The 21,784-nt window shown below is 69.9% G+C and carries 15 protein-coding genes, 1 tRNA gene and 4 pseudogenes; 12 read left to right on the top strand and 8 right to left on the bottom strand.

Features of this window, described 5'->3' with window-relative positions; translation table 11 throughout:
• Positions 1–6: 6 nt before the first annotated feature.
• The 4 genes from ACWCPI_RS19270 to ACWCPI_RS19255 all read left to right on the top strand — a co-directional run bounded on the left by ACWCPI_RS19270 (position 7) and on the right by ACWCPI_RS19255 (position 4,031).
• Positions 7–1,005: an ABC transporter ATP-binding protein gene (locus tag ACWCPI_RS19270; RefSeq protein WP_451039237.1), complete on the top strand. Its 999-nt coding sequence runs from the start codon at positions 7–9 to the stop codon at positions 1,003–1,005.
• Positions 1,005–1,802, top strand: a complete 798-nt coding sequence (locus ACWCPI_RS19265) for an ABC transporter permease (protein ID WP_451039236.1) — start codon at positions 1,005–1,007, stop codon at positions 1,800–1,802. The genes ACWCPI_RS19270 and ACWCPI_RS19265 overlap by 1 nt, the downstream gene beginning before the upstream one ends.
• Positions 1,803–1,826: 24 nt before the next feature.
• Positions 1,827–2,624 (top strand): ABC transporter permease, encoded by a 798-nt coding sequence (locus ACWCPI_RS19260; protein ID WP_451039235.1) that lies wholly within the window; start codon positions 1,827–1,829, stop codon positions 2,622–2,624.
• A gap of 99 nt (positions 2,625–2,723) precedes the next feature.
• Positions 2,724–4,031 carry a helix-turn-helix domain-containing protein gene (locus tag ACWCPI_RS19255; protein ID WP_451039234.1) on the top strand — a complete coding sequence of 436 codons (1,308 nt, stop codon included), beginning with the start codon at positions 2,724–2,726 and terminating at the stop codon, positions 4,029–4,031.
• 107 nt (positions 4,032–4,138) lie between these two features.
• Here the strand turns inward: ACWCPI_RS19255 and ACWCPI_RS19250 are convergent, their stop codons facing one another.
• The 3 genes and pseudogenes from ACWCPI_RS19250 to ACWCPI_RS19240 form a co-directional block, all read right to left on the bottom strand.
• A complete protein-coding gene (locus ACWCPI_RS19250; protein WP_451039313.1) occupies positions 4,139–4,747 on the bottom strand; it encodes a hypothetical protein in 609 nt (202 codons plus the stop codon).
• Positions 4,748–4,849: 102 nt separating this feature from the next.
• Positions 4,850–4,993 (bottom strand): annotated as a pseudogene (locus ACWCPI_RS19245) (IS5/IS1182 family transposase); the annotation flags it as partial.
• A gap of 177 nt (positions 4,994–5,170) precedes the next feature.
• Positions 5,171–5,518, bottom strand: coding sequence for a hypothetical protein (locus ACWCPI_RS19240; protein WP_451039233.1), 348 nt, complete (start codon positions 5,516–5,518; stop codon positions 5,171–5,173).
• An 845-nt stretch (positions 5,519–6,363) separates the two neighbouring features.
• On the opposite strand from ACWCPI_RS19240, the pseudogene ACWCPI_RS19235 reads away from it, so the two are divergent.
• Together ACWCPI_RS19235 and ACWCPI_RS19230 are read left to right on the top strand one after the other, a co-directional pair.
• Positions 6,364–6,528, top strand: a pseudogene (locus ACWCPI_RS19235) (IS5/IS1182 family transposase); the annotation flags it as partial.
• A 216-nt stretch (positions 6,529–6,744) separates the two neighbouring features.
• Positions 6,745–7,128 (top strand): hypothetical protein, encoded by a 384-nt coding sequence (locus tag ACWCPI_RS19230; protein WP_451039232.1) that lies wholly within the window; start codon positions 6,745–6,747, stop codon positions 7,126–7,128.
• 141 nt (positions 7,129–7,269) lie between these two features.
• Here the strand turns inward: ACWCPI_RS19230 and ACWCPI_RS19225 are convergent.
• Positions 7,270–7,342, bottom strand: a tRNA-Arg gene (locus ACWCPI_RS19225).
• Positions 7,343–7,663: 321 nt separating this feature from the next.
• Here ACWCPI_RS19225 and ACWCPI_RS19220 point away from each other — a divergent pair.
• From ACWCPI_RS19220 to ACWCPI_RS19205, 4 genes are all read left to right on the top strand, one after another.
• Positions 7,664–9,274, top strand: coding sequence for a dynamin family protein (locus ACWCPI_RS19220; RefSeq protein ID WP_451039231.1), 1,611 nt, complete (start codon positions 7,664–7,666; stop codon positions 9,272–9,274).
• A 3-nt stretch (positions 9,275–9,277) separates the two neighbouring features.
• The gene (locus ACWCPI_RS19215) at positions 9,278–11,617 is read left to right on the top strand and encodes a GTPase (protein WP_451039230.1); all 2,340 of its coding nucleotides are present in this window, start codon (positions 9,278–9,280) and stop codon (positions 11,615–11,617) included.
• A 310-nt stretch (positions 11,618–11,927) separates the two neighbouring features.
• Positions 11,928–12,392 carry a single-stranded DNA-binding protein gene (locus tag ACWCPI_RS19210; protein WP_451039229.1) on the top strand — a complete coding sequence of 155 codons (465 nt, stop codon included), beginning with the start codon at positions 11,928–11,930 and terminating at the stop codon, positions 12,390–12,392.
• Positions 12,393–12,653: 261 nt separating this feature from the next.
• Positions 12,654–14,075: a Cys-Gln thioester bond-forming surface protein gene (locus ACWCPI_RS19205; RefSeq protein WP_451039228.1), complete on the top strand. Its 1,422-nt coding sequence runs from the start codon at positions 12,654–12,656 to the stop codon at positions 14,073–14,075.
• 266 nt (positions 14,076–14,341) lie between these two features.
• On the opposite strand, the pseudogene ACWCPI_RS19200 reads toward ACWCPI_RS19205, so the two are convergent.
• Positions 14,342–15,028 (bottom strand): annotated as a pseudogene (locus tag ACWCPI_RS19200) (tyrosine-type recombinase/integrase); the annotation flags it as partial.
• Between the two features lie 253 nt (positions 15,029–15,281).
• Here ACWCPI_RS19200 and ACWCPI_RS19195 point away from each other — a divergent pair.
• Positions 15,282–15,788, top strand: a complete 507-nt coding sequence (locus tag ACWCPI_RS19195; RefSeq protein WP_451039312.1) for a hypothetical protein — start codon at positions 15,282–15,284, stop codon at positions 15,786–15,788.
• Here ACWCPI_RS19195 and ACWCPI_RS19190 read toward each other — a convergent pair.
• From ACWCPI_RS19190 to ACWCPI_RS19180, 3 genes and pseudogenes are all read right to left on the bottom strand, one after another.
• A complete protein-coding gene (locus ACWCPI_RS19190) occupies positions 15,730–16,536 on the bottom strand; it encodes an IS5 family transposase (RefSeq protein WP_451039227.1) in 807 nt (268 codons plus the stop codon). The two genes, ACWCPI_RS19195 and ACWCPI_RS19190, sit on opposite strands and share 59 nt — an antisense overlap.
• Before the next feature lie 615 nt (positions 16,537–17,151).
• A pseudogene (locus tag ACWCPI_RS19185) lies at positions 17,152–17,250 on the bottom strand (excalibur calcium-binding domain-containing protein); the annotation flags it as partial.
• Between the two features lie 45 nt (positions 17,251–17,295).
• Entirely contained in the window at positions 17,296–20,226 is a 2,931-nt protein-coding gene (locus ACWCPI_RS19180; RefSeq protein WP_451039226.1) for a tetratricopeptide repeat protein, read from the bottom strand.
• Between the two features lie 1,088 nt (positions 20,227–21,314).
• Between ACWCPI_RS19180 and ACWCPI_RS19175 the strand changes: the two genes are divergently transcribed.
• Entirely contained in the window at positions 21,315–21,629 is a 315-nt protein-coding gene (locus tag ACWCPI_RS19175; RefSeq protein ID WP_451039225.1) for a hypothetical protein, read from the top strand.
• The last annotated feature ends 155 nt before the right edge of the window (positions 21,630–21,784 follow it).

Raw genomic sequence — 21,784 nt, 5'->3', positions numbered from 1 at the left:
TTGCTGATGACCACCGACCTGGCGATCGAGGCCGAGAACCTGGCCCGCTCCTACCGGACACGCACCGGCTGGCTCCGGCCCCAGCGCAAGACGATCGACGCCGTCCGCGGCGTCTCCCTCGCCGTCGGCCGAGGCGAGCTGTTCGGTCTGCTCGGTCCGAACGGCGCGGGCAAGACCACCACGATCAAGATGCTCAACACGCTGCTGCTGCCCACCTCGGGCACCGCGCGCATCCTCGGGCACGACGTGGCCAGGAACCCCCTGGAGGTCCGCCGGCGCATCGGTTACGTCTTCGGTGGCGACCGCGGCCTCTACGAGCGGCTCTCCGCCCTCGACAACCTCCGCTACTTCGCGGAACTGTACGGCGTCGAGCCGCGCGAACAGCTGCCCCGCATCCGCGAACTCCTGGAGACCGTGGGCCTCAGCGGCCGCGAGAAGGAGCGCGTCGAGGGCTACTCGCGCGGTATGCGGCAGAAGCTGCACATCGCGCGCGGACTGCTGCACCGGCCGCAGGTGCTGTTCCTGGACGAGCCGTCGATCGGCGTGGACCCCGCCGCCGCACGGGAACTGCGCCGGGTGGTCGCCGATCTCGTCCAGGGCGGTACGACCGTCCTGCTCACCACGCACTACATGGCCGAGGCCGACGAACTGTGCGACCGCATCGCGGTCATCGCCTCGGGCACCCTGCGCGCCGAGGGCACCCCCGCCGAACTCAAGGACCGGGTACGCAAACTCGACGTCCTGGAGGTCGAGGTCCACGAGGCGGTCGGGGAGGAGCATCTGCGACGGCTGCGGGAGACCGCGGGCATCGAGCAGGCCACCGTCGAGACCAGCGGCACCGTGGACGTCGTCACCGTCCACGCCCGGCCGTCCCACGGCACCCACAGCACCGTCATGGCGGCTCTCGCGGACCTGCGCACCGGCAAGGTCACCACGCGCGAGCCCACACTGGAGGACGCCTACATCTCCATCATCAGCGGCCCGGCCGCGGCGGGGAGCGCATGATGGGGTCCTTCACCTGGCGCGGCCTGTACCGCTTCTGGCGGCTCATGGCGGTCGGCGTACGCACCCACGTGCTCTACCTGTCCCGTTCCGGCCTGGAACTGGTCATGGCGGTCTTCGCCCCGATCGTCTTCGCGACCCTCGCCGTCTACCTGTTCCGCGCCGGCGACCACCCGGACCGCCTGCTTCAGGCCGCGGTGGGCGCCGGCCTGATGGGCGTGTGGTCCGCGGTCCTCTTCGGCGGCGGCGGCGCCATCCAGGAACAGCGCTGGATGGGCACCCTGGAGACGCTGGTCTCGGCGCCGACCCGGCTCTCACTCGTCCTGCTGCCGATCACCTTCGCGACCGCGATCGTGGGGACCTACTCCCTGGTGGCCACCGTGGTGTGGGGCGTCGTGCTCTTCGACATCCCCTTCACCCCCGCGTCGCCCGCCCTGTTCGTCCCGGCGATGCTGGTCTGCGTGGTGGCGCTCGGCATGATGGGCCTCCTCATGGCCGCCACCTTCGTGCTGCTGCGCAACGCCAACGCCCTGGCCAACGCGCTTGAGTACCCGGTGTGGATGTTCTCCGGAGTCCTCGTCTCCACGGCTTCCCTGCCGGAGTGGACCCGCCCGGTCACCTGGGCGCTGCCGACGAGCTGGGCCTCCCGCGCGGTGCAGGCGGCGACCGGCGGCGGAGAGGTCGTGCGGCCGGCGGCCGTCGCCCTCGCTCTCGGCGTCGGTTATGTGGCGGTGGCCCTGGTGGCCCTCATCTGGGTGGAGCGCCGTGCCCGCGGCACGGGCACCCTCGCACTCACCTGAGCGCCGAAGAAGCGGAGACACGCGATGACTGCTCTCACACGCGCCCTGCGCCTCGCCTTCCACGGCGGCGGCCTTTCCTACCGGGCCCTGTTCAACTGGACCACCCCGCCCATGTTCATCGGGACGCTGCTGGTGGGTCCGCTGTTCCAGATCTTCTTCTTCGTCCACGTCGGACGGAGCCTCGGGGTCGCCGACGACCGCTTCTACCTGCTCGGCAACACCGTTCTGGCGACCAGCATGCCGTGCGTGTACGGCGCGATCATGGCGGTCGCGAACGAGCGGCGGTATGGCACGCTCGGGGCGGTGCTGCTCAGTCCGCGCTCCCGGGGCCTGATCTGGGGCGGCCGGGTGCTGCCGTACGCCGTCAACGGGCTCGCCGTCATGACCTTCATGATGCTCATGGGCTGTCTGGTGCTGGGCCTGGACCTGCCGGCGACGACGCTGTTCGGCCTCGCGCAGGTCTTCGTCGTGGCCGCGGCCTCGTGCGCCCTGTTCGGCCTGGCGCTGGGGGCGCTGGCGGTCCGCATCCGGGACGTGTTCGTCATCTCCAACTCGGCCTTCACCCTGTTGATCCTGTTCAGCGGTGCCAATCTGCCGCCGGACTCCATGCCGGGGTGGATGAACGCGGTCGGCTCGTTCCTCCCGCTCCACCACGCCATCGAGGCCCTGCGCGCCGTCTTCGACGGCGCCTCGCTCGCGACGGTCTGGTCGGGCCTGGGACGGGAGGTGGCGGTCGCCCTGGGGTACGCGGTGCTGGCGTACGGACTGCTCCGGTTCTTCGAGTGGCGGAGCCGGGCGAACGCCGCGCTGGACGTCATGTGACCCCGGACCGGCCCACCGGCCCGCGGTGAAATTTACCGGGCACACCCCGGAAATTGTCTAAGTGGTCAATATTTGCCACGATTGACAGCGCGTGCGACCATGCGGGGGGTGGTCCGCGCGACCCACCCCCCGTCAGGCGTTGTGCTCCCGCCGGGACGGCGAGAACAACCCTTCCGACAGAGGTGCAATGTGCTTGAGCAGCCAGCATTCGGCAAGCGACTGCGCCAGATGAGGCAACATCGGGGCATCTCCCAGGTGGACCTCACCGGACCGGGGATGTCGGCCGCCTATCTGTCGAGGCTGGAATCCGGGAACCGCCGTCCCACCGAGCGGGCCGTGGCCTACCTGGCGGAGAAGCTCGGAGTACCCGCGGAGGCGTTCGAGGACGACCGGCCCGAGGACAGCCTCATCGACCTGGTCGCGAACGTGGCCGCCATGCCGGAGCGCGACCTCGACGCAGAGACCGGACGGCTCCTCACCGAGAGCCTCGCCGCGGCCGACGACGCCGACGCGCTGACCCGCTGGCACGCGCTCACCCAACTCGCGCGCATCTACGAGGTGCTGGGCCACTTCCGTGAGGAGTACGAGGCGCTGGTCCGGCTCAACGCCCTCAGCGAGGAACTCGGCCGTTCCGCCCTGCAGGTGCGGGCCCGGCTCAGGCTCGCGCGCTGCGCCCGCGACCTGGGCGACGCCAAGGCGGCCCGGGACGCCGTGGTCGAGGTACTGGGGCTCCGGGAGGAGCGCCGGTCGCGGATCTCCGCCGCCGAACTGGTGCGCAGCAAGCTCCTGCTGGTCTCCGTCCAGGCCGAACTCGGCGACCTCGCGGAAGCCGCGCGGCTGGCCGACGAGGTCTGCCAGTCGCTGCGGGGCGCGACCGGAGTGCTCGCCGGCGAGGCCCTGTGGAGCGCCGCCACGGTGGCCGCCCGCCAGGGCAATCACGCCCTGGCGATGGAACGCCTGCTGGACGCCAAGGCCGCCATCGACAGCCGTGACGACCTGAAGCTCTGGATCCGGCTCCGGCTGGCCGGCGCGTCCCTCTCCCTGGAGGCCGCCCCCGCCCGGGTGACGGACGCCGAGTCCTTCCTGGCGGAGGCCGAACCCGCACTGAAACTCATCGGCACCCCGCGCCATCAGCAGGAACTGCTCTTCCTCCAGGCCAAGCTGGCCTTCCATCAGGGCGACCCGGACCGCGCGGCGAAACTGCTGGCCGCGGGCGAGGACGGCAAACAACTGCTGTCGTACCGCGACCAGATCCGCTTCGATGTCCTTTGCGGCCTGCTCGCCCTGCGCGCGGGCGACCGCGAGGCCCTCCGCGACCTCAGGGAGATCGCCGCCCGCGTCCAGGCGGGGAACATGCCGGACCTGGCGGCCGAGGTGTGGCGTACGGTCGCCGAGAACACGATCTGAATGCAGCACCGCGGGCGCGGTCGTCCCCTGCAGGCCCGCTCCCGGCGCATCCCGGCATACAACAGACGGCACAGGGTGACCATTGCCGTGCCTCCCGCCGAGGCGACCTACTCGCTCAGCCCCACGACGCACCACCCTCGCCGAGCCGCTTCCGTCAGGACGTGTCCCCACTGCGTCAGCAGGTCCACGAACGCGTCGAAGTCACGCACCCAGCCGTCGGGGACCGCGGCGTGCTCGACGAAGGGCCCTCGCACCCGGTCGAGGTGAGGAAGGACCCGATCCCAGATCGCGGCCACATCCCGCACGCCGTCCGGTGACCGTGCGAGGAGCACGCCGTGGCCGCCCTCACCGAAGAAGGCCGTATCGGTGCGCTCGGCCTCGCCGTACGGCCCGTCCCAGAAGAGCCCGCGCAGCAGCACATCCAGTTCCCCCCGCAGCGAGGGGTCCACATGGCCGCGGACGCGTTCCCACCGCTGCCCCGCCCAGAAGTGCGCCTTGAAGGAACCGAGGGTGTGCGCAAACTCGTACACGGCGAAGAAGGCGCCGCTCGATCCCCGCGGCCGCACCCATCCCTCCCCGCCCGTCAGCGCCTCGTGGTCCCACAGCCCCGTCTCATCGGCGTACCAGGCGTCCCGCAGCCGCGGCAGCCGCTCCCGCGGCGGGACCTGCGCCAGCCAGGAACGGTCGGCGATCAACACGGTGATGTCGAGCCCCATGCCGGGGAGCGTACCGACCACGTGCCTCTGCGCGGGAACCAAGGGCCGCCCCCGACACCGAGCACACCGACCGCGCATCGGCCCCCGGCTCCCCACCACCGCGAAGGTGATCGCGGCCAGCACCGCGCGGCCCCCTCGCCGACGATGCCCTCCACCCTGCGGGCTAACCTGCGCCGGCGGCACCACCCGCTGGAACAACCTCCACAGGTCCTCCAACGCCATCCCCTCGACAAGCGCAGCAGTCATCACCCCGGACTGCCGCAAGATCACGCCAGCGAAATGGCGCCCAGACCCAGAGAACTGGGCATCTCATTCACCGGCGATGCCGGTCACGGGACGACATGGGGTGCGTTGCCCGAGGACAACGCACCCCATGGGCCGGGCATCGGCCAAGCGGCAACGGCATCGGAGGATATAGCCGCCTCAGGAGATCCGCCGACCCATCCTCGCCGACTGCCTATTGCGGCCCTTGGTGTCCCACCACTCGTCCAGCAGGGCGCGGACGATGTAAACCAGCTGCTGCAACCGGTCAGGGTGTGGGGCGGGCGAGGTGAGCACGTCCACGAAGGACCTGTCGTCCCATGGCAGCGTGACCACCCAGCATTCGTCCGGGTGGTCGGGTCGTTCCACAGTGATCGCAAACGTCAACGTCGCTGTGCGGTCCGGATGGTGCTCGACGGTCAGTCGGGTGATGTTGAACCCGACTCCGTCGACGGTGGTGTACGAACGCCCCAGAGCTTGCTCCGCCGGCGTCCTCTCCCCATGCATCATCTGGCCCTTTCCCTTGTCCCGTGCTCCCGCCTCAGGCGGCTAACAGCGACCTGTGGCGGCGGCCCTTTGGTCCACCTTGTAGGCCGTCAGAAGGTCGTTGATCCCGCCGGGCGTGCCGATGATGGTCCGGAACTTTTCGACCGGTGGGCACTGGATGGTGTAAGTGGAGTAGCCTCCCCGGCCATTGTCGGCTCCCGACGATATGGCAGAACTGATCTTCCGGTCCATCGCCCTGTTCCAGCCGTGGCGCAGCTTGATGTGCTTCCACCCCCACGTCCTGGTGCCGCAACGCAACGTGACCCTCTTGGGCCCTCTGAAGTACTCCCGCACGACGTAATCGCGACTGTGGCTCCTGCACTTTGCATCGATGCTATCGGCCGCCGTGATACTGACCCGCGTGTCAACCGGGGAGGGTGCTGCGGACGCAGAACTGGCTACCGGAAGCGCCAGGGCCGCCATAGCGACAGCGGCGGACAGCCCTGCCCTGACGAAGACATGGCGAGGCATACATTCCCCCTTCTTATTCCCCGTGGTCAGCGGGGAGTTGGGATTGCTCGTGCCTCAGTGCGAGGCACAGCACACGAAACAACGCCTGCCCGCAACCAGGCAAATTCGAAAACAGTTTCGAGCCATCATGGGTGTAGGCATTGGTGACCGCGTGTCTGGTTAGACCCTGGCGGCGGTAGTGACGTAATGGACTCCTCTGCTAGGTGGCGCAGCATGCCGCTGCTGCAGGAAGACAGCCTCGAAATGGTGAGGCCACTCCCTCGTGTTCCAGCGCTCTCGAAGACGAGTTCTTCCGTCGACCAGCAGTCGAGGGCCTTAGGTGTCGGCAGTCTGGGGTGATGACTGCTGCGCTTGTCGAGGGGATGGCGTCGGAGGACCTGTGGAGGTTGTTCCAGGGGGTGGTGCCGCCGGCGCCGGTTCGCCCGCAGGGGGGAGGGCATCGTCGGCGAGGGGGTCGCGCGGTGCTGGTCGCGATCACCTTCGCGGCCACCTCGGTCTGCACCTGAAAACTTCGACACGTATTCGACACGGCGACCCGCAGCACCCCGGTGGGAGCCGGACAGTCCCGGAGCCCTCCCGTGATCGGCAGGGGAGTGCCCGGGGCTTCGTCGCGTCCTGCGAAACACAGCCTGAGCAGGGGTAGCGAAGGCGCCTGCCCTCGGCCGGAGCCAGGGCGTGTTCGACAACGGCGACACCGGAACAACTGCACCGCGAGGTATTTGCTGCCCGCGCGCGAGGACCACGTCCGGTACCGCGCCGAGGCAGGTGTCCGCTTCGTCCGCCGCCTGCGGGTGACTCTGCTGGACCTGGCGCACGCCACTCTGCGCGACGGCCGTGAGCACACGTGCGAGTTCGACACTTTCACCCTTGGCCTGCAGGTGCGGGTGGACGACGGCCACGAGACCTACCTCGCCGTCCGGATCACCGGCTCCGTTCCGCCGAACCTGACCGTGCTGATCCTGCGCAACGTCCCCGGCTGCGAGGCTGAGGGCTGGTATCCGGAGTACGCCCTGTCTGAGCGGGACCTGCTCCCGGCCGAACAGGCGTGGTCCAACCTCATGGACCCACGCGCGGCCGCCCAGGTGCTGGACGAGGAGGGGTAGCCAGGCGTCCGTCGGCGCGAACTGCACCCCGATGTCGGGGTGGTCCACGACCGTGGACGGTCAAGGCGCTTGCTGTCGTAGCGATGTGCATCGCGCCAGGAATGAAAAAGACCAGCGTTTCCGCTGGTCAGATGGGCTTTGCGCCCCCGGCAGGACTCGAACCTGCGGCCAAGCGCTTAGAAGGCGCCTGCTCTATCCACTGAGCTACGGGGGCCGGTTGTGGTGGCCTCGTTCGTGGTGCCCGGGTGTGGGCTGATCCGTGACGTTGCCGGGGACAAGGATAGGGCTCCCGTGTCCATGTCCCTGTTGCTTCGCCTCCGTGGCTCGATGTGGAGGTTCGGTGAAGCGGTCCTGATAATCGCAGGCAGGTACGAATCGTGCACGGTTTTTGGCCCCTTGTGTACCCGGTGTTGTGCACTCGTTATGCCTGGACTGTGCCCGTGTCCCAGTCGTCCCTTCCGTCCCTTGTGTTCCATCGGCGCGCAGACATGCTCATATGCTTCAGAATTCCCCTAAAATTGGGCATTCTTCGCATGTGGTGACCTTGGACGTACGGCCTCAGCTGCTCGACGCACTCTCCGCCCTGCGCGACCGTGTCGCCGCCGCACGCTTCCCGCTGCCCCTGGCGGGGGCCCCACGCGCGCGTGCCAACCGCGACGAACTGCTCGCGCAGCTCGACGACTATTTGGTGCCCCGCCTGAGACAGCCCGAAGCACCCTTGCTGGCCGTGGTGGGCGGATCCACCGGGGCCGGCAAGTCGACGCTCGTCAACTCCCTAGTGGGCAGACGCGTGACCGAGGCGGGCGTGTTGCGGCCGACGACCCGGACGCCGGTGCTGGTCTGCCATCCGGAGGACCATCACTGGTTCAGCGGGATGCGCGTACTGCCCGACCTCACGCGCATGTGGGTGCCCGAACACGACCCGGCCGAGGAGTTGATGCTGCCCGGCGAGGACTCCGCGCGGGTGCTGCGGCTGGAGACGGCCGACACCCTGCCCCCCGGGCTGGCCCTCCTCGACGCGCCCGACATCGACTCCCTCCTCGGCGACAACCGCGCCCTCGCCGCCGAACTTATCTGCGCCGCCGACGTCTGGGTCATGGTCACGACGGCCGCCCGGTACGCCGACGCCGTCCCCTGGCATCTGCTGCGCACCGCCAAGGAGTACGACGCCACCCTCGTGACCGTCCTGGACCGGGTCCCCCACCAGGTCGTCTCCGAGGTGTCACGGCAGTACGGAGCGCTCCTGACCAAGGCCGGACTCGGCGACGTACCCCGCTTCACCGTGCCCGAACTGCCCGAGTCCGCATGGGGCGGTGGTCTGCTGCCGGCCACCGCGGTGGCACAGCTGCGCACCTGGCTCGTCCACCACGCCCAGGACCCGGCGGCACGGGAGCACGCCATGGCCCGTACGGCCTACGGGCTGCTCGACTCCCTCAAGGCCCGCGTGCCCGAACTCGCCGGTGCCGCAGCCGCCCAGTACGCGGCGGCACTGCGGCTGACGGCCGCCGTCGACTCGGCGTACGACAGCGAGTACGCGCGCGTGCGGGCCCGGTTGCAGTCCGGCGCCGTGCTCGCGGGCGACGCCCTCAAGCGCTGGCGTGCCTTTCCGCTGGACTGCTCCGCCGGGGAACTCCTCGACTCGCTGGTGGAGAGCCTGAGCACCCTGTTGCTGTGCGCCGTCACCGCCGCCGACGAGCGCGTCGACGACGCCTGGCGGCGCGAACCGGCCGCCGAGGCACCGGAGCTGATGGGCCGTGACCCGAGGCCGGGAAGCGTGGAGCACCGGATCGGCGTGGCCGTACGGCGCTGGCGACGGGAGCTGGAGGAGTACGCCGAGGACGAGGTGGGCGACGTCGAGCGCAGCGGCGTCGTGCCGGACCCCGAGGTCGTCGCGGCCCTCGTCGCCACGGCCCTGCTCGGTGCCCGCCGGGCGCGGTCCGCGGGCGAGGGGCTCGCCGAGCGGATCGGCGCGCACGGGGCGCTGCGGCTGCGCGACCGGGCGGGGCGGCTGCTCGCCGAGCACCTGGACCGGGTCATGCACAACGAGCGGGAGCGGCGGCTCGCGCCCCTCGACGCCCTGGAAGTCCACGCGGAGCCCCAGGCCGAACTCATCGCCGCGCTGTCCGTACTGCAGAAGGAGAGGTGACCGGTGACTGCCGTCACTGACCAGGACCAGATGGAACAGGACCAGACGGAACGCATCGATCGCCCCCACGAAAGCGCCCCCGACAACGCCGAGCGCGGGAAGGCCACCATGGAGCCCACTTCCGGGGAGGCCGTCCCCGAGAACAGCCTCGCCGCCGAAACCCACCCCGCCGCCGAAACCGGCGAGGGCGAGCGCACGGGTGAGCAGGACGACCGGACCGACGGCGCAGACGGCGACCGGCACGCGCGTGTGGAGGACGGTGACGCCCCCGTGAGCGGGGACGCGGAGAACGACGCCGCTCGCGGCACCGCGGACGAGGGGGGCACCCCCGCGCGCGCGGAGGGCGCCGACGGCCACGCGCGCGTGCGTGTCCCCGACTCCGGGAGCTCCGAGGACGGTGCCGTCCCGCCTCGTACGAGACAGGCCTCCCGCAAGGAGCCCTCCCCGTCCACGGAGCCCTCCTCCCGTAAGGACACCTCAGCGCGCAGGGGCTCCTCCCCGCGCAAGGACACCTCCCGCGCGAAGGCCCGTACCGGCGCCGCTTCCCGCACCACCTCTGCGCCCCGTACCGAGTCCCGTGGCGAGCTTCCGCGCGCGGGCTCCTCCTCCCGTCCGGCCCCCGCTCCCGCCGCGGACTCCACGACCCCCTGGGACGACGGGCTGATCGCGCGCCGGGTCGGTGATTCCCCCGCTCCGGAACAGCCCGCCGCCGCGGAGCCCCGGGCCCCCGGCAAGCCGGTCGTGATGCCGCTCGCCTACGACGGGCCGCTACGGTCCCGCCTCGACGCGCTGCGCGAACTGGTCGGTCTCTCGCGCACCCGGCTCGACGGCAAGACGCTCGCCGAGGCGGGCCGGGTGCTCGACGAGGCGGCGGCGCGGCGCAGGCTCTCCGGGCAGCACACCGTCGTCGCCATCGCCGGTGCCACGGGCAGCGGCAAATCGCAGCTGTTCAACGCGCTGGCCGGGGTGACGATCTCGGAGACGGGCGTACGGCGGCCGACGACCGCCTCGCCGCTCGCGTGCAGTTGGAGCGACGGCGCGGTCGGGCTCATCGACCGGCTGGGCATCCCGCCGCGGCTGCGGCGCCGGCCGGCGCAGAGCGCGGCCGCGGACGGGCAGCTGCGCGGGCTCGTCCTGGTGGACCTGCCCGACCACGACTCGGCGGCCGTGGCGCACCGTGAGCAGGTCGACCGCGTCCTGGCGCTCGTCGACGCGGTCATCTGGGTCGTCGATCCGGAGAAGTACGCCGACGCCGTTCTGCACGAGCGCTATCTGCGGCCCATGGCCGGACACGCAGAGGTCATGTTCGTCGTCCTCAACCAGGTCGACCGGCTGCCCGGGGAGGCCACCGACCAGGTTCTCGACGACCTGCGGCGGCTGCTCGACGAGGACGGCATCGCGCTGGGCGAGCACGGTGAACCGGGGGCGACGGTGCTCGCGCTGTCCGCCCTCACCGGGGAAGGCGTGGGGGATCTGCGCGAGGCGCTCGGCCAGTTCGTGGCGGAGCGCGGGGCGCCGGCCCGCCGTATCACCGCCGACATGGACGCCGCCGGCTGGCGGCTGCGGCCGGTGTACGCCGCCCACCGGCGGACCGGACTCAGCGAGGAGGCGCGCGACGAGTTCTCCGCCCGGCTCGCGGACGCGATCGGCGCCACCGCCGCGGGGGAGGCCGCCGAACGGGCATGGCTGCGCAACGCCAACCGCGCGTGCGGGACCCCGTGGCTGCGGCTGTGGCGCTGGTACCAGGACCGGGGCGAACCTCCGACGGGACGCCTGTCCCTTCGGGCCCAGACGGACGAGGAGGCCACCGCGCGCCAGCGCGTCGAACAAGCGGTGCGTACGGTCGCCGAGCAGGCGTCGGCCGGGCTGCCCGCGCCCTGGGCACAGGCGGTGCGGGAGGCGGCCGTACGGGGGGCGCAGGGACTGCCGGAGGCGCTGGACGAACTGGCCGCGCGGGCCGGACTGCCGCCGGGGCGGCCACCGCGGCCGGGGTGGTGGCCGGCGGCCGTGCTGGTGCAGGCGGCCATGACGATCCTGCAAGTCGTCGGCGGGCTGTGGCTGGTGGCGCAGATCATCGGGATCATGGCGCCCAACCTCGGCGTGCCGGTGCTGCTGATGGTGGCCGGCATCGTCGGCGGCCCGCTCGTGGAGTGGGGCTGCCGGATCGCGGCACGGGGACCGGCACGGCGGTACGGCCTGGAGGCGGAACGCCGGTTGCGGGAAGCGGCGTCCGGCTGCGGTCGGGCCCGCGTACTGGATCCGGTGGCGGCCGAACTGCTGCGCTACCGGGAGGTTCGGGAGCAGTACGGGAGGGTGATGGGGGTGGGCTTGGGCGTGAGGTGAGGGGGCGACCCGTGGCCGGGGGAGGGGAATTCGGGTGGCTGTCGCGGTGTCGCGGTGACGTGTCTGGCGACGGCCGGCAGGGGGCGTGGCCGCCGGTCGTGGTGGCCGGCGGTGACCCGTTCGGGTGGCGGGGATATCCACAGCCCAGCGGTGATCCACAGGGCTCAGCGGGCTCGGCCCGACGGAGGCAGTCTGGCTTCACGGCGATCGCGGCGGACGCGGTCGACCGGGGAGACGGACGCAGCCGTACGGGACGGGCCCGTACGCGTATCCGCCCGGCGAAGGCGGCCGGGCCAGGGAGGGGTTCGCAATGAACGAGACGATCATCTGCGCGGTGGGCAACGTGGCCACGCAGCCGGTGTACCGGGAACTCGCGACGGGGCCGTCCGCGCGGTTCCGGCTGGCGGTGACCTCGCGCTACCTGGACCGGGGGAAGAACGAGTGGACCGACGGTCACACCAACTTCTTCACGGTGTGGGCCAACCGGCAGTTGGCCACCAACGCCGCCGGGTCGCTGAACGTCGGCGATCCGGTGGTGGTTCAGGGCAGGCTCAAGGTCCGCTCGGACGTCCGCGAGGGACAGAGCTGGACCTCGGCCGACATCGACGCGGTGGCGATCGGCCACGATCTCGCGCGCGGCACCTCGGCCTTCCGCCGCACACCCCGACCGGAGTCGGGGGCCGTGTCCGCACCGGCCCGGCCCGAGCCCGACTGGGAGACACCCCCTGCGGACGGCGACGCCCAACAGGCCTCCGAAGCAATGGCCGTGACGTGACGTCAGTCACGCGGCGTAGCTGACCGAACTGCGGCTTATCGACGAATGCGCGCCGAACGACCCTGGTGGATTTGTCGATAAGCCCTGCTCGCGGCGGGCCCTGGCGATAACGATTCCGAGTCGGATCGGCCCTCCGACGGGATCACAGGGAAGCGTGGTGCGCGGCGTCCTTAGGATGCCGGAAATAGCTCTAGGGGCATCTGATTCTGCTGGTGGGACCGTACCCCCCACGTCAACGGGTCCTGCTCGAAGGGGAATTCTGTGTTTGCTGCGTTCTCTGCGCTGTCGGTGCGTGGGCGAGGGGCGGCCCGTCTCGCCGCCGCGACCCTTGTCTCCGGGCTCGTCGCCGCCTCGGCGATGACCGGTGCCGGCACGGCGATCGCGGCCGACGGGAGAACGCAGAGTCAGGGCGGGGCCGCCGCCACCATAGGCGGCCTCAAGACGTACGGCGCGGCGGTCGTCCACGCCGACTCCGGGGACCAGCAGATCTCGGCGGGCCTGTTCGAGATGTCCGTCGACGGCGGCGGCACCCTGCAGACCTACTGCGTCGACATCCACAACCCCACGCAGCGGGACGCGCGTTACCACGAGACGCCGTGGAGCGGCACCTCCCTGGGCGCGAACAAGGACGCGGGCAAGATCCGTTGGATCCTGCAGCACTCCTACCCGCAGGTGAACGACCTCGCGGCACTCGCCGCCGAGGCGGGCGTCAAGGGCGCCCTCACCGAGCAGGACGCGGCGTCCGGCACCCAGGTCGCCATCTGGCGGTACTCGGACGGCGTGAAGGTCGACGCACTCGACCCGCAGGCGGAGCAACTCGCGGACCACCTGGAGAAGAACGCGCGGGACGTCGCGGAGCCCCGGGCCTCCCTCACCCTCGACCCGCCCGCCGTCTCCGGTCACCCCGGTGAGCGGATCGGCCCCGTGACGGTGCACACCGACGCCGACAGCGTGACGGTGACACCGCCCGCCGACGCGGCCACCAGTGGTGTGCGGATCGTGGACAAGGACGGCAAGGCCGTCACCTCCGCGGCGGACGGCGGCCAAGTGTTCTTCGAGGTGCCCGAGGACGCCGCGAACGGCCAGGCGGAGCTGACCGTGCAGGCTTCGACGACCGTGCCGGTGGGCCGCGCCTTCGCCGCCGAGAGCCGCAGTCAGACGCAGATCCTGGCCGGCTCCAGCGAGTCGACCGTCTCGGCGACGGCGAGCGCGACCTGGGCGAAGAGCGGCGCGATACCCGCGCTGTCGGCGACGGAGAACTGCGCCAAGAACGGTGTCGACATCACCGCGGCCAACGAGGGCGACGAGCCGTTCACCTTCGAGCTGCTCGGCGCCGAGTACACCATCGCGGCGGGTGAGTCACGCACGGTGACGGTCCCGTTGCAGGAGGACCAGGCCTACGACTTCACCATCCGGGGCCCGGGCGGTTTCAAGAAGCGGTTCGCCGGGGTGCTGGACTGCAAGACACAGGCGGCCGAGGCCGACGAGGCGGGCACCGTCACCCAGACCCTGAGCGAGCCCACCCCCGCCACGGTCGGCACCACCTCCGACGACACCAACCTGGCCGCGACCGGCGGCTCCGGCATGACCCCGCTGATCGCGGGCATCGCCATCGGCCTGGTCCTGATCGGCGGCACGGCCCTGGTCCTCCTGCGCAAAAAGGAAGCGCCGGCGCGGGACTGAGCGGGGCATGACAGGAGTCCGACCGGGATCGGACACGCGGAGGGCGTTCGGCGGCCATGACCGGCGCCCTCGGCGGCCGGCGGCTCCCCGGTGTCGTGGCTCAGTGATCCGGTACGGGTGTCACCAGCGAAGTCCCCAGGTCAGGTCCCCTCGGCGATACGGGTTTCCCCCCAGGGGTAGCCGTCGGGCAAGATGGGGTGTTACTTACCGCGAGAGGGCATGAAAAGACCCCTCACCAGCGATTTTCCTGCCGATGAGGGGCCGTGTCAGGCGGCTTGGGCCGTCTCTGGGCCGTCGTGGGCGTGACCGGCGGCCCGGTACATCGCGGAGATGGCTTTCCGGGTCCGGGTCTCGCTGGACGGCATCAGGTGCGTGTAGACCCGGAGGGTGAACCCCGGGTCGCTGTGACCGAGGTACAGGCTCAGGGCTTTGATGCTCTCCCCGGCGTCCAGGAGGACCGAGGCGTAGAAGTGGCGCAGGGCGTGCATGCCGTGTTCGCGGGCGGGTGCGTGACGCTCGCCCTTCTCGGGGGTCGGGATGATGCCGGCGGATGCAAGCGCGGGCTTCCACGCCTGGTCGTTGAACCCCTGGCTCCAGATGGCTGCGCCGATGCTGCTCGTGAAGACGAGCCGGTGCGTGACCTTGGGGCCGGTCGGGGTGAGCCAGGGCAAGGTCACCTCGATGGGCGGGAAGGTCGCCATGTGCTCGCGGAGCGCGGCCGACACCTCGGGATCGAGGGGGACGTCACGGAGCTTGCCGCGCTTGGGTGGGGCGAAGACGAGCGTGCCCCGAACCTTCTTGACCTGCTGGCGGACGTAGAGCCAGCCGAGGTCACCGATGTTGTCGACGGCCAGGCCGAAGATCTCGCCCTGTCGCAGGCCGCACCCTGCCCCCACGTCGACCATGGCACGGTAGCGCTCGGGCAGGCCCGCACGAACGGCGAAGACTTCATCAAGGCGGCTCGCTCCGCTCCCCGCGCACGGCCCGGGCGCCGGCCGGGCCTGCGCTCCTGTCTCCGCCCCGCAGCCGCCTAAGCCAGAGAAGGGGTATGTCGTGGCTGGGGCGGTCGGCTCCACGGGTTTAAAGAGGTCGTTCTCTTTCCGAACCTCGTGTGTGGTTCTCGCTGGTCAGACATGAGATGGCTGCTGTCGCGGGAGTCTCGGCTCGTTGCTGGCCGAGATGTCGTGGGGGTGGCGGATGCCGTCGATGCGGGCGGTGTTGGAAGCGCGGCGGAAGGCCGCGGCGGTGCGGGTGGAGGAACTCGAAGCCGAGCTGGTACGGGTGCGGGCGGCTCTGGCGGACGCGGAAGAGGCGCTCAGGCGCCGGGTGATCGGCCTGGAGCAGTATCTGGAGGCACTGGCCGAGGCGGATGCGCCCGCCGAGGTGACCGGCGGGGTGTCACGGCGGAAGCCGGTGGGACCGCGCCGGGCGGTGCCTCAGCCGCAGAACGCCACCGGGGCCGAGGAGTTGTCGCCGGACTGTCAGGTGTTGATGGCCGCCGCGGTGGAGGCGGGAGGAGACGGGCTGGGTGCCCGGCGGGCAGCGGTGGTGCTGGGCTGGGACAGTGCCTCTGCTTCCCGCGTCGAAGGAGCGAGGGCCCGGCTGAAACGGCTGGTGGAACGGGGCTGGCTGGTCGAGGAGAAACCGGGCAGGTTCATGCCGCCGACACCGGAGCAGGTTCCTGGTGCTGGAATGCCAGGCGGCGGCTTATGAGCATGGTCATCGACCACAGGACCATAGCTTCGCTGGTCTCGATGCGCCGTTCGTAGTCACGGACCAGGCGCCGGCTGCGCAGGAGCCAGGCGAAGGATCTCTCCACGACCCAGCGGCGGGGCAGGACCTCAAAGCCGCTGGCATCGTCGCTGCGGCGGACGATGTCGAGGACGACTCCGAGGTCCTGAGCGGTCCAGTCGGTGAGGTGGCCGGAGTAGCCGCCGTCGGCCCAGATGCGCGCCAGCCGCCGGAAGTACTTCTTTGCTGCGGGCAGCAGGATGCGGGCGGCGTCCCGGTCGGTCGTCGACGCTGGTGTGACAGCCACGGCCAGCAGGAGGCCGAGTGTGTCGGTGAGTAGGTGGCGCTTGCGCCCGTTGATCTTCTTCCCGGCGTCGTATCCCCGTGAAGCGAGGGCGACCGTGGCGTCAGCCTTTACCGACTGCGAGTCCACGACCCCCGCGCTCGGCTCCTGATCGCGGCCCTCCGCCCGGCGGACGGCCTCACGCAGCCGGTCGTGCAGCTCGGCCACCAGCCCCGTATCCCGCCAGCGGGCGAAGAAGGCATACACCCGCGGCCAGGGCGGGAAGTCGCAGGGCATCGCCCGCCACTTGATGCCGTTGTCGACGAGATAGCGCACCGCGTCGATCATCTGCCGGTGGCAGTAGCCCTCCGGACGACCGCCCCGGCCCGCCAGCCAGGCCGGCACCGGCAGCAGATCCCGCACCCGTGCCCACTCGGCATCGCTCATGTCCGAGCCGTACCGGGGACGGCGTTCCGGCCGGTCGGCCGCATTCCCGAACCGATGGGCGAGACAGTCACACCCAGGAGTGGACGGACTGGACCCGGCAACCACGATCACGCGACACTTCGACAACAGGGCCTCTTGCTTCTCGCTGGACTCGACAACCGCGAGCTACCAAGAGGCCCTTCCGTCATGCCTCAACACCGCTCAACTCACCCGAACCAGCGCCCTGTTCGAACCACACCGACCACGCGAGCGGATAGAGAACAGGCAGTTAGCCAGCCACTTTGGCGCGAGCCTCGAAGATCACGGCCCCAACGTCGTGCCTTACCGGGCAGGTCCACAGACTGCCCGACGCGCCGCAAGCTTACGGGGCCATGATCACTCGCCCCAAAGCAGCTCCAGCCCAAAGCCGCTCCGCCGGCCGCGTGAGCGGGCTCCCGGAGCATCGGCATCATGGCCTATCGCCGCGTACGGGTGGCAACCGGTGACCGGTGGGACAACCAGTCGAAGAGAGCGAGTAGCTGCACGTGGCGCACGCCCGGAGCCTGCCATTCAGGATGTGTCCCACCTGTCCGCCCGCAGCAGACTCACGCCAGTCATTGGGCGAACGTTGGTGCGTCAGCCCCAGTCGCAGCCGGTGCCGTCATTGTCCCGGTCGAGGTGACTGCCGTAGCCGGGCTCTCCCCGGTCGCCGGCCGCGCGGGCGGAGGCGGCACTTCTCGTAGCCAGTGAATGGGACCAAAACTGAGACCAGGACCAGCTTCACTTTCGCTGATCACCTGGTTGCTGCTCCAGCGGACCTGTCGGGGGTGGGAACAACAGGCTTAGTGAGCCGTTGAATGAGGACGCTCCCATATCGGGTGGCGTCTGAGTCTTCGGCACCTTACGATCCTCGGATGCCTGTACAGCCTCAATCTGCTGCAGGACCGATCGCAGATGGCGGATGATCAGGAGTTCAAGGTCGCGGTCGCCGGTCTCATGGGCCAGGTTACGGGCATGCTCGCCTGCGCCAATAGCCTCCTCGAACCGCCGCATATCGGCCAGGGCCATGCCAAGGTTGTTCCATGCGTGGGCCTCGCTGTGACGGTCACCGGTCTCCTGGAAGAGGCTGCAGGCACGCTCGTAGGCGTCAATAGCCTCCTCGAACCGCCGCACCTGGACCAGGGCATTGCCGAGGTTGTGCCATGCGGTGGCCTCGCTGTGACGGTCACCGGTCTCCTGCGCCAGGTCGCGGGCATGCTCGTAGGAGTCAATGGCCTCCCCGAACCGCCGCACATCACTCAAGGCACTGCCGAGGCTGTTCCAAGCGGTGGCCTCACCGTAACGGTCGCCAGTCTCCTGGAGGAGGGTGCAGGCGCGTTGGCATGCCGTGATGGCCTTCTCAAACCGCCGCACACCACGGAGGGTGAGTCCAAGGTTGTTCCATGCCTGGGCCTCGCTGTGACGGTCACCGGTCTCCTGGAAGAGGCTGCAGGCACGCTCGTAGGCGTCGATGGCCTCCACAAACCGCCGCACCTTGCTCAAGGCATTGCCGAGGCTGTTCCATGCGTCGGCCTCGCCGTGACGGTCACCGGTCTCCTGGAAGAGGCTGCAGGCACGCTCACCTGCGTCCATGGCCTCCCCGAACCGCCGCACATTCGTCAAGGCCATGCAGAGGTTGAGCCATGTGGTGCCCAGGCCGTGACGGTCGCCAGTCTCCTGGAAGAGGCTGCAGGCACGCTCGTAGGCGTCAATGGCCTCCCCAAACCGCCACTCCCCGCTCAGGGCCATGCCGAGGCTGTTCCATGCGGCGGCCTCGCCGTGACGGTCGCCAGTCTCCTGGAAGAGGCTGCAGGCACGCTCGCCTGCGTCAATGGCCTCCCCGAACCGCCGCATATCGGCCAGGGCCATGCCGAGGCTGTGCCATGCGGCGGCCTCGCCGTGACGGTCGCCAGTCTCCTGGAGGAGGACACGGGCATACTCGCCTGCGTCAATGGCCTCCTCGAACCGCCGCATATCGGCCAGGGCCATGCCGAGGCTGTGCCATGCGGCGGCCTCGCCGTGACGGTTGCCGGTCGCACGGGCCAGGTCGCGGGCATGCTCGTAGGCGTCAGTGGCCTCCTCGAACCGCCGCCCCTCGACCAGAGCCATGCCGAGGTTGTGCCATGCCCTCCCCTCGCTGTGACGGTCGCTAAGGGTGCGAGCGGCGGTGCAGGCGACTTCAGCAGCGTGGACGGCGTGAAGGAAGTCCCGACGCCCATGGAGGTAGGTATTCAAGGCGAGGGCAAGAGTGAGGGCAGCGGTGTGGCGGTTGTCAGCTGCCATCAGGTCCAGGGCGGACAGCAAGGTGGCGCGCTCGGTATCGAACCACGCCCATGCATGCTGCGGGGTAGGGAAGACCTCCGGACCCGGTTGCCCCTCGGGTGCGCTCAACCCTTGGTCGGCGGCGGCGGCGGTGTCGACGTAGTAGGTGAGCAACTCCTCCATGCCGTCGGCGGGATCATCAGGGTGGTCAGCGATCAGCATCGTGGCGTACAGGCGGATCAGGTCATGCATCCGCCACCGGTCTGGGCCCGCCTGCTGAATCAGGTGCGCGCGGGCCAAGACGGTGCCCAGCATTTGGGCAGTGGTGGCCCGGTCCTGGCCGATCAAGGCGGCGGCAGCGTTGGTGGTGAACTCTGGCCACGGGCAGGCCGTCAGCAACCGAAAGGCTCGGGCGGCAGCTTCGCCTTCGACTGTGCGCAGGTGGGTGTAGGACAGGTCGAACGCGGCCCTCACCGGGCGTTCACCATCGCTGAGCATCTCCAGGCGCTGGGCAGCGTTCGCCAAATCTGCGGCGAGAGCTCCAACGGTCAGGTCAGGCGTAGCAGCCAGACGTCCGGCGGTGATCCGCAGAGCCAGCGGCAACCCTCCGCACGCCTCTACCAGCGCCCGGGATGCCGAGGTGGAACGACGCAGCCGGGAATCTCCAGGACGCGCGGCCTGAAGCGCCGCGGCGAGCAGAGCGTGCGCAGCTTTGGGAGGCAGCACCTCAACCTCCATACCGGGCACACCCAAGGCAGTGAGGATGTGGCGGGAGGTGACCAGCACACGATGGCCTCCATCGCCAGGCAACAGCGGCGCCACTTGGTCACTGGCAGCGGCATTATCCAACACGATAAGCACCCGATGCCCGGCATCTGCCAGTTCCGCCAGGACCGTACGCACCAGCGCCCCGCGGGCCTGCGCGCCTGCAGGGATGACCTCGCCAGGCACGCCAAGGGCGCCAAGGAGCTCCATCGCGCCGTTGTCGGCTTGCAAGCGCCGGTCAGGGTCGTAGCCGTACAGGTCCAGAAACACCGCGCCACCAGTGAAGGAGCCTGCCTTCAGTGCGGCGTGAGCCGTGTGCAGTACCAGTGCGGTCTTGCCGATTCCAGCCATCCCCGTCACCACATGGACCGCCACTGTCTCCGGGCTTTCGCCATCCGGGCGCGGAGCGAGGAACGCCGCTAATTCGGTGAGTTCGTCTGTGCGGCCGGTGAATGCCGACGGTGCCGGGGGCATCCCTCGCATGGCGGAGGGCACATCCCTGGGTAGATGTAAGGCGATGTCGCGGCCTTGTACCAGCATCCGCACCGACCCGCCGGAGAACACGTTCGCGGTGTCCCCACCGGTGTGCACTACAGGCCGCCGACGCCACCAGCGCCACAACGCCATGCCCTTCGCCCCCTGCATCGATCACACCCAACCACCCCCTGTCCTACGGCTGGGGGGGCTCCTGCCTTGGTGGAGTCGGCGGGGTCGCACCGGGAGCGGAGGAGGCCGAACCGGTGATGTCCCGCCCCATCACCACCGGCCCGTAGGCGGTGCCGCCACTGAAGGTGTTAGACACCCCTTGGTCTGCGGCAGGCGTCCGCCCTGCCGGTGCCGGCGAAGGGCGGCGGGCCAGCACGATCCCGTAGCTGGATAGCGCCAGCCCAGCCAGCCCGATGAAGGCCCCCAGCACGCTAGCCACCTTGTCCGCCCGATCCAGGCCGACCACGGCGAAGAAGGCACCCAGGCCTAGCATGGCTACCCCGGCTGCCACTACTGCGACCGTGACCGCATTCCGTCTTGTCACCCGTCCAGGATGCTCGGCACCGTCCCCTGCCGCAGGCAATCCATCACAGCCAAGGGTCACAACCTGGCATCGCACTGGAGAGCGAACGCTTTCCAAGCCTGATAGCACAGCGAGGGATGTCATGTGCGCGCCGACTACGCACCGCTGCCAGAGCGGGCGCCTGATGTGCTCCTGCCCTTCGCGACCCGCAATAGTCTGGAGCGATATGGTTCCCCCTCATACCCGAGGCACCACCAGGAGATACGGGCAACATAGTCCTGGGTGGTGCGGAATCGTGGCGGACTCCAGTCGACCGGTGCCGCGCCAGCAGTTACCTCACGTGAGGCTGTGGGGTTCGGGCTCGCCATTCCAGCCAGCCAGCTCACGACGGCTGCAACACCACAGGGCAGGTCCCCCGGTGTTGCAGCCCGTCGGCGAAGCCGACTTCCATCAGGTCCAGCCCACGCTGGGCTGTCTTCGTGTGGGCAACGTGTGAATCTGGAGCACCCCGCCTACGTGTCCTTCAGCAGGACGCCAGAAGCGGGTGTCGACCTCTCGGCCTACCGGCGGCCGTGAACCGGCTGCGAGCCGTGTCGAATGTGTGTCGACGTCAGGTGGCGAGCTGTCAGGGGAAGGGGTAGCTGCCCAGGTCAGTGACCGACCCCCGGCGAACACACTTAGCGCCTTCTAAGCCCCAGGTCCATCATTGCGTCATGATCTGCAGATGGATGAGTACGCGTGGCCCACGGGCCCCGACCTGCCGACCGCGGACGTAGTTCTCGGGAGCTGGGCGGCGACCGTCGCAGCTCTGCCAGTGGGGACCCACATCACTGGAGAGGTCATCGGTCGCCAGCCCTTCGGCGTCTTCATACGTATAGATGGTGTGCCCGACGCCGTGGCGCTGGCCGAGATCACGGCCATGCCGCTGGGGATGGAGCTGCCCGCCCTCGGTGCCTCCGTCGAGGGGGAGGTCTTCTGGCACGCCCACAACCACCAGGTGAGGGTCCGGCTGGATGTGTGGCGGACGTCCGCCGAGTGATCGTTCCCTGGGCCGTCTCTGGGCCGTGCGAGGGCGCCCGAGGGCACTCAACGACGACCGACGCTGACAGTCGAGCCACCGCCGCCAGCAGCGAAGCCCCAGGTCAGAGTCCCTCGACCATACGGGTTTCCCCCCAGGGGTAGCCGTCGGGCAAG

This window comes from Streptomyces sp. NPDC001920, assembly GCF_053594495.1.
The sequence above is the reverse complement of the archived record's forward strand: the minus strand, read 5'-3'. Positions and strand labels throughout refer to the sequence as shown.

Coding starts and splice junctions, on each gene's coding strand:
- ACWCPI_RS19270 (WP_451039237.1), top strand. CDS start 7: ATGACCACCGACCTGGCGATCGAGGCCGAGAACCTGGCCCGCTCCTAC.
- ACWCPI_RS19265 (WP_451039236.1), top strand. CDS start 1,005: ATGGGGTCCTTCACCTGGCGCGGCCTGTACCGCTTCTGGCGGCTCATG.
- ACWCPI_RS19260 (WP_451039235.1), top strand. CDS start 1,827: ATGACTGCTCTCACACGCGCCCTGCGCCTCGCCTTCCACGGCGGCGGC.
- ACWCPI_RS19255 (WP_451039234.1), top strand. CDS start 2,724: ATGCGGGGGGTGGTCCGCGCGACCCACCCCCCGTCAGGCGTTGTGCTC.
- ACWCPI_RS19250 (WP_451039313.1), bottom strand. CDS start 4,747: ATGGGGCTCGACATCACCGTGTTGATCGCCGACCGTTCCTGGCTGGCG.
- ACWCPI_RS19240 (WP_451039233.1), bottom strand. CDS start 5,518: ATGATGCATGGGGAGAGGACGCCGGCGGAGCAAGCTCTGGGGCGTTCG.
- ACWCPI_RS19210 (WP_451039229.1), top strand. CDS start 11,928: ATGAACGAGACGATCATCTGCGCGGTGGGCAACGTGGCCACGCAGCCG.
- ACWCPI_RS19195 (WP_451039312.1), top strand. CDS start 15,282: ATGCGGGCGGTGTTGGAAGCGCGGCGGAAGGCCGCGGCGGTGCGGGTG.
- ACWCPI_RS19190 (WP_451039227.1), bottom strand. CDS start 16,536: ATGAGCGATGCCGAGTGGGCACGGGTGCGGGATCTGCTGCCGGTGCCG.
- ACWCPI_RS19180 (WP_451039226.1), bottom strand. CDS start 20,226: ATGCAGGGGGCGAAGGGCATGGCGTTGTGGCGCTGGTGGCGTCGGCGG.
- ACWCPI_RS19175 (WP_451039225.1), top strand. CDS start 21,315: ATGGATGAGTACGCGTGGCCCACGGGCCCCGACCTGCCGACCGCGGAC.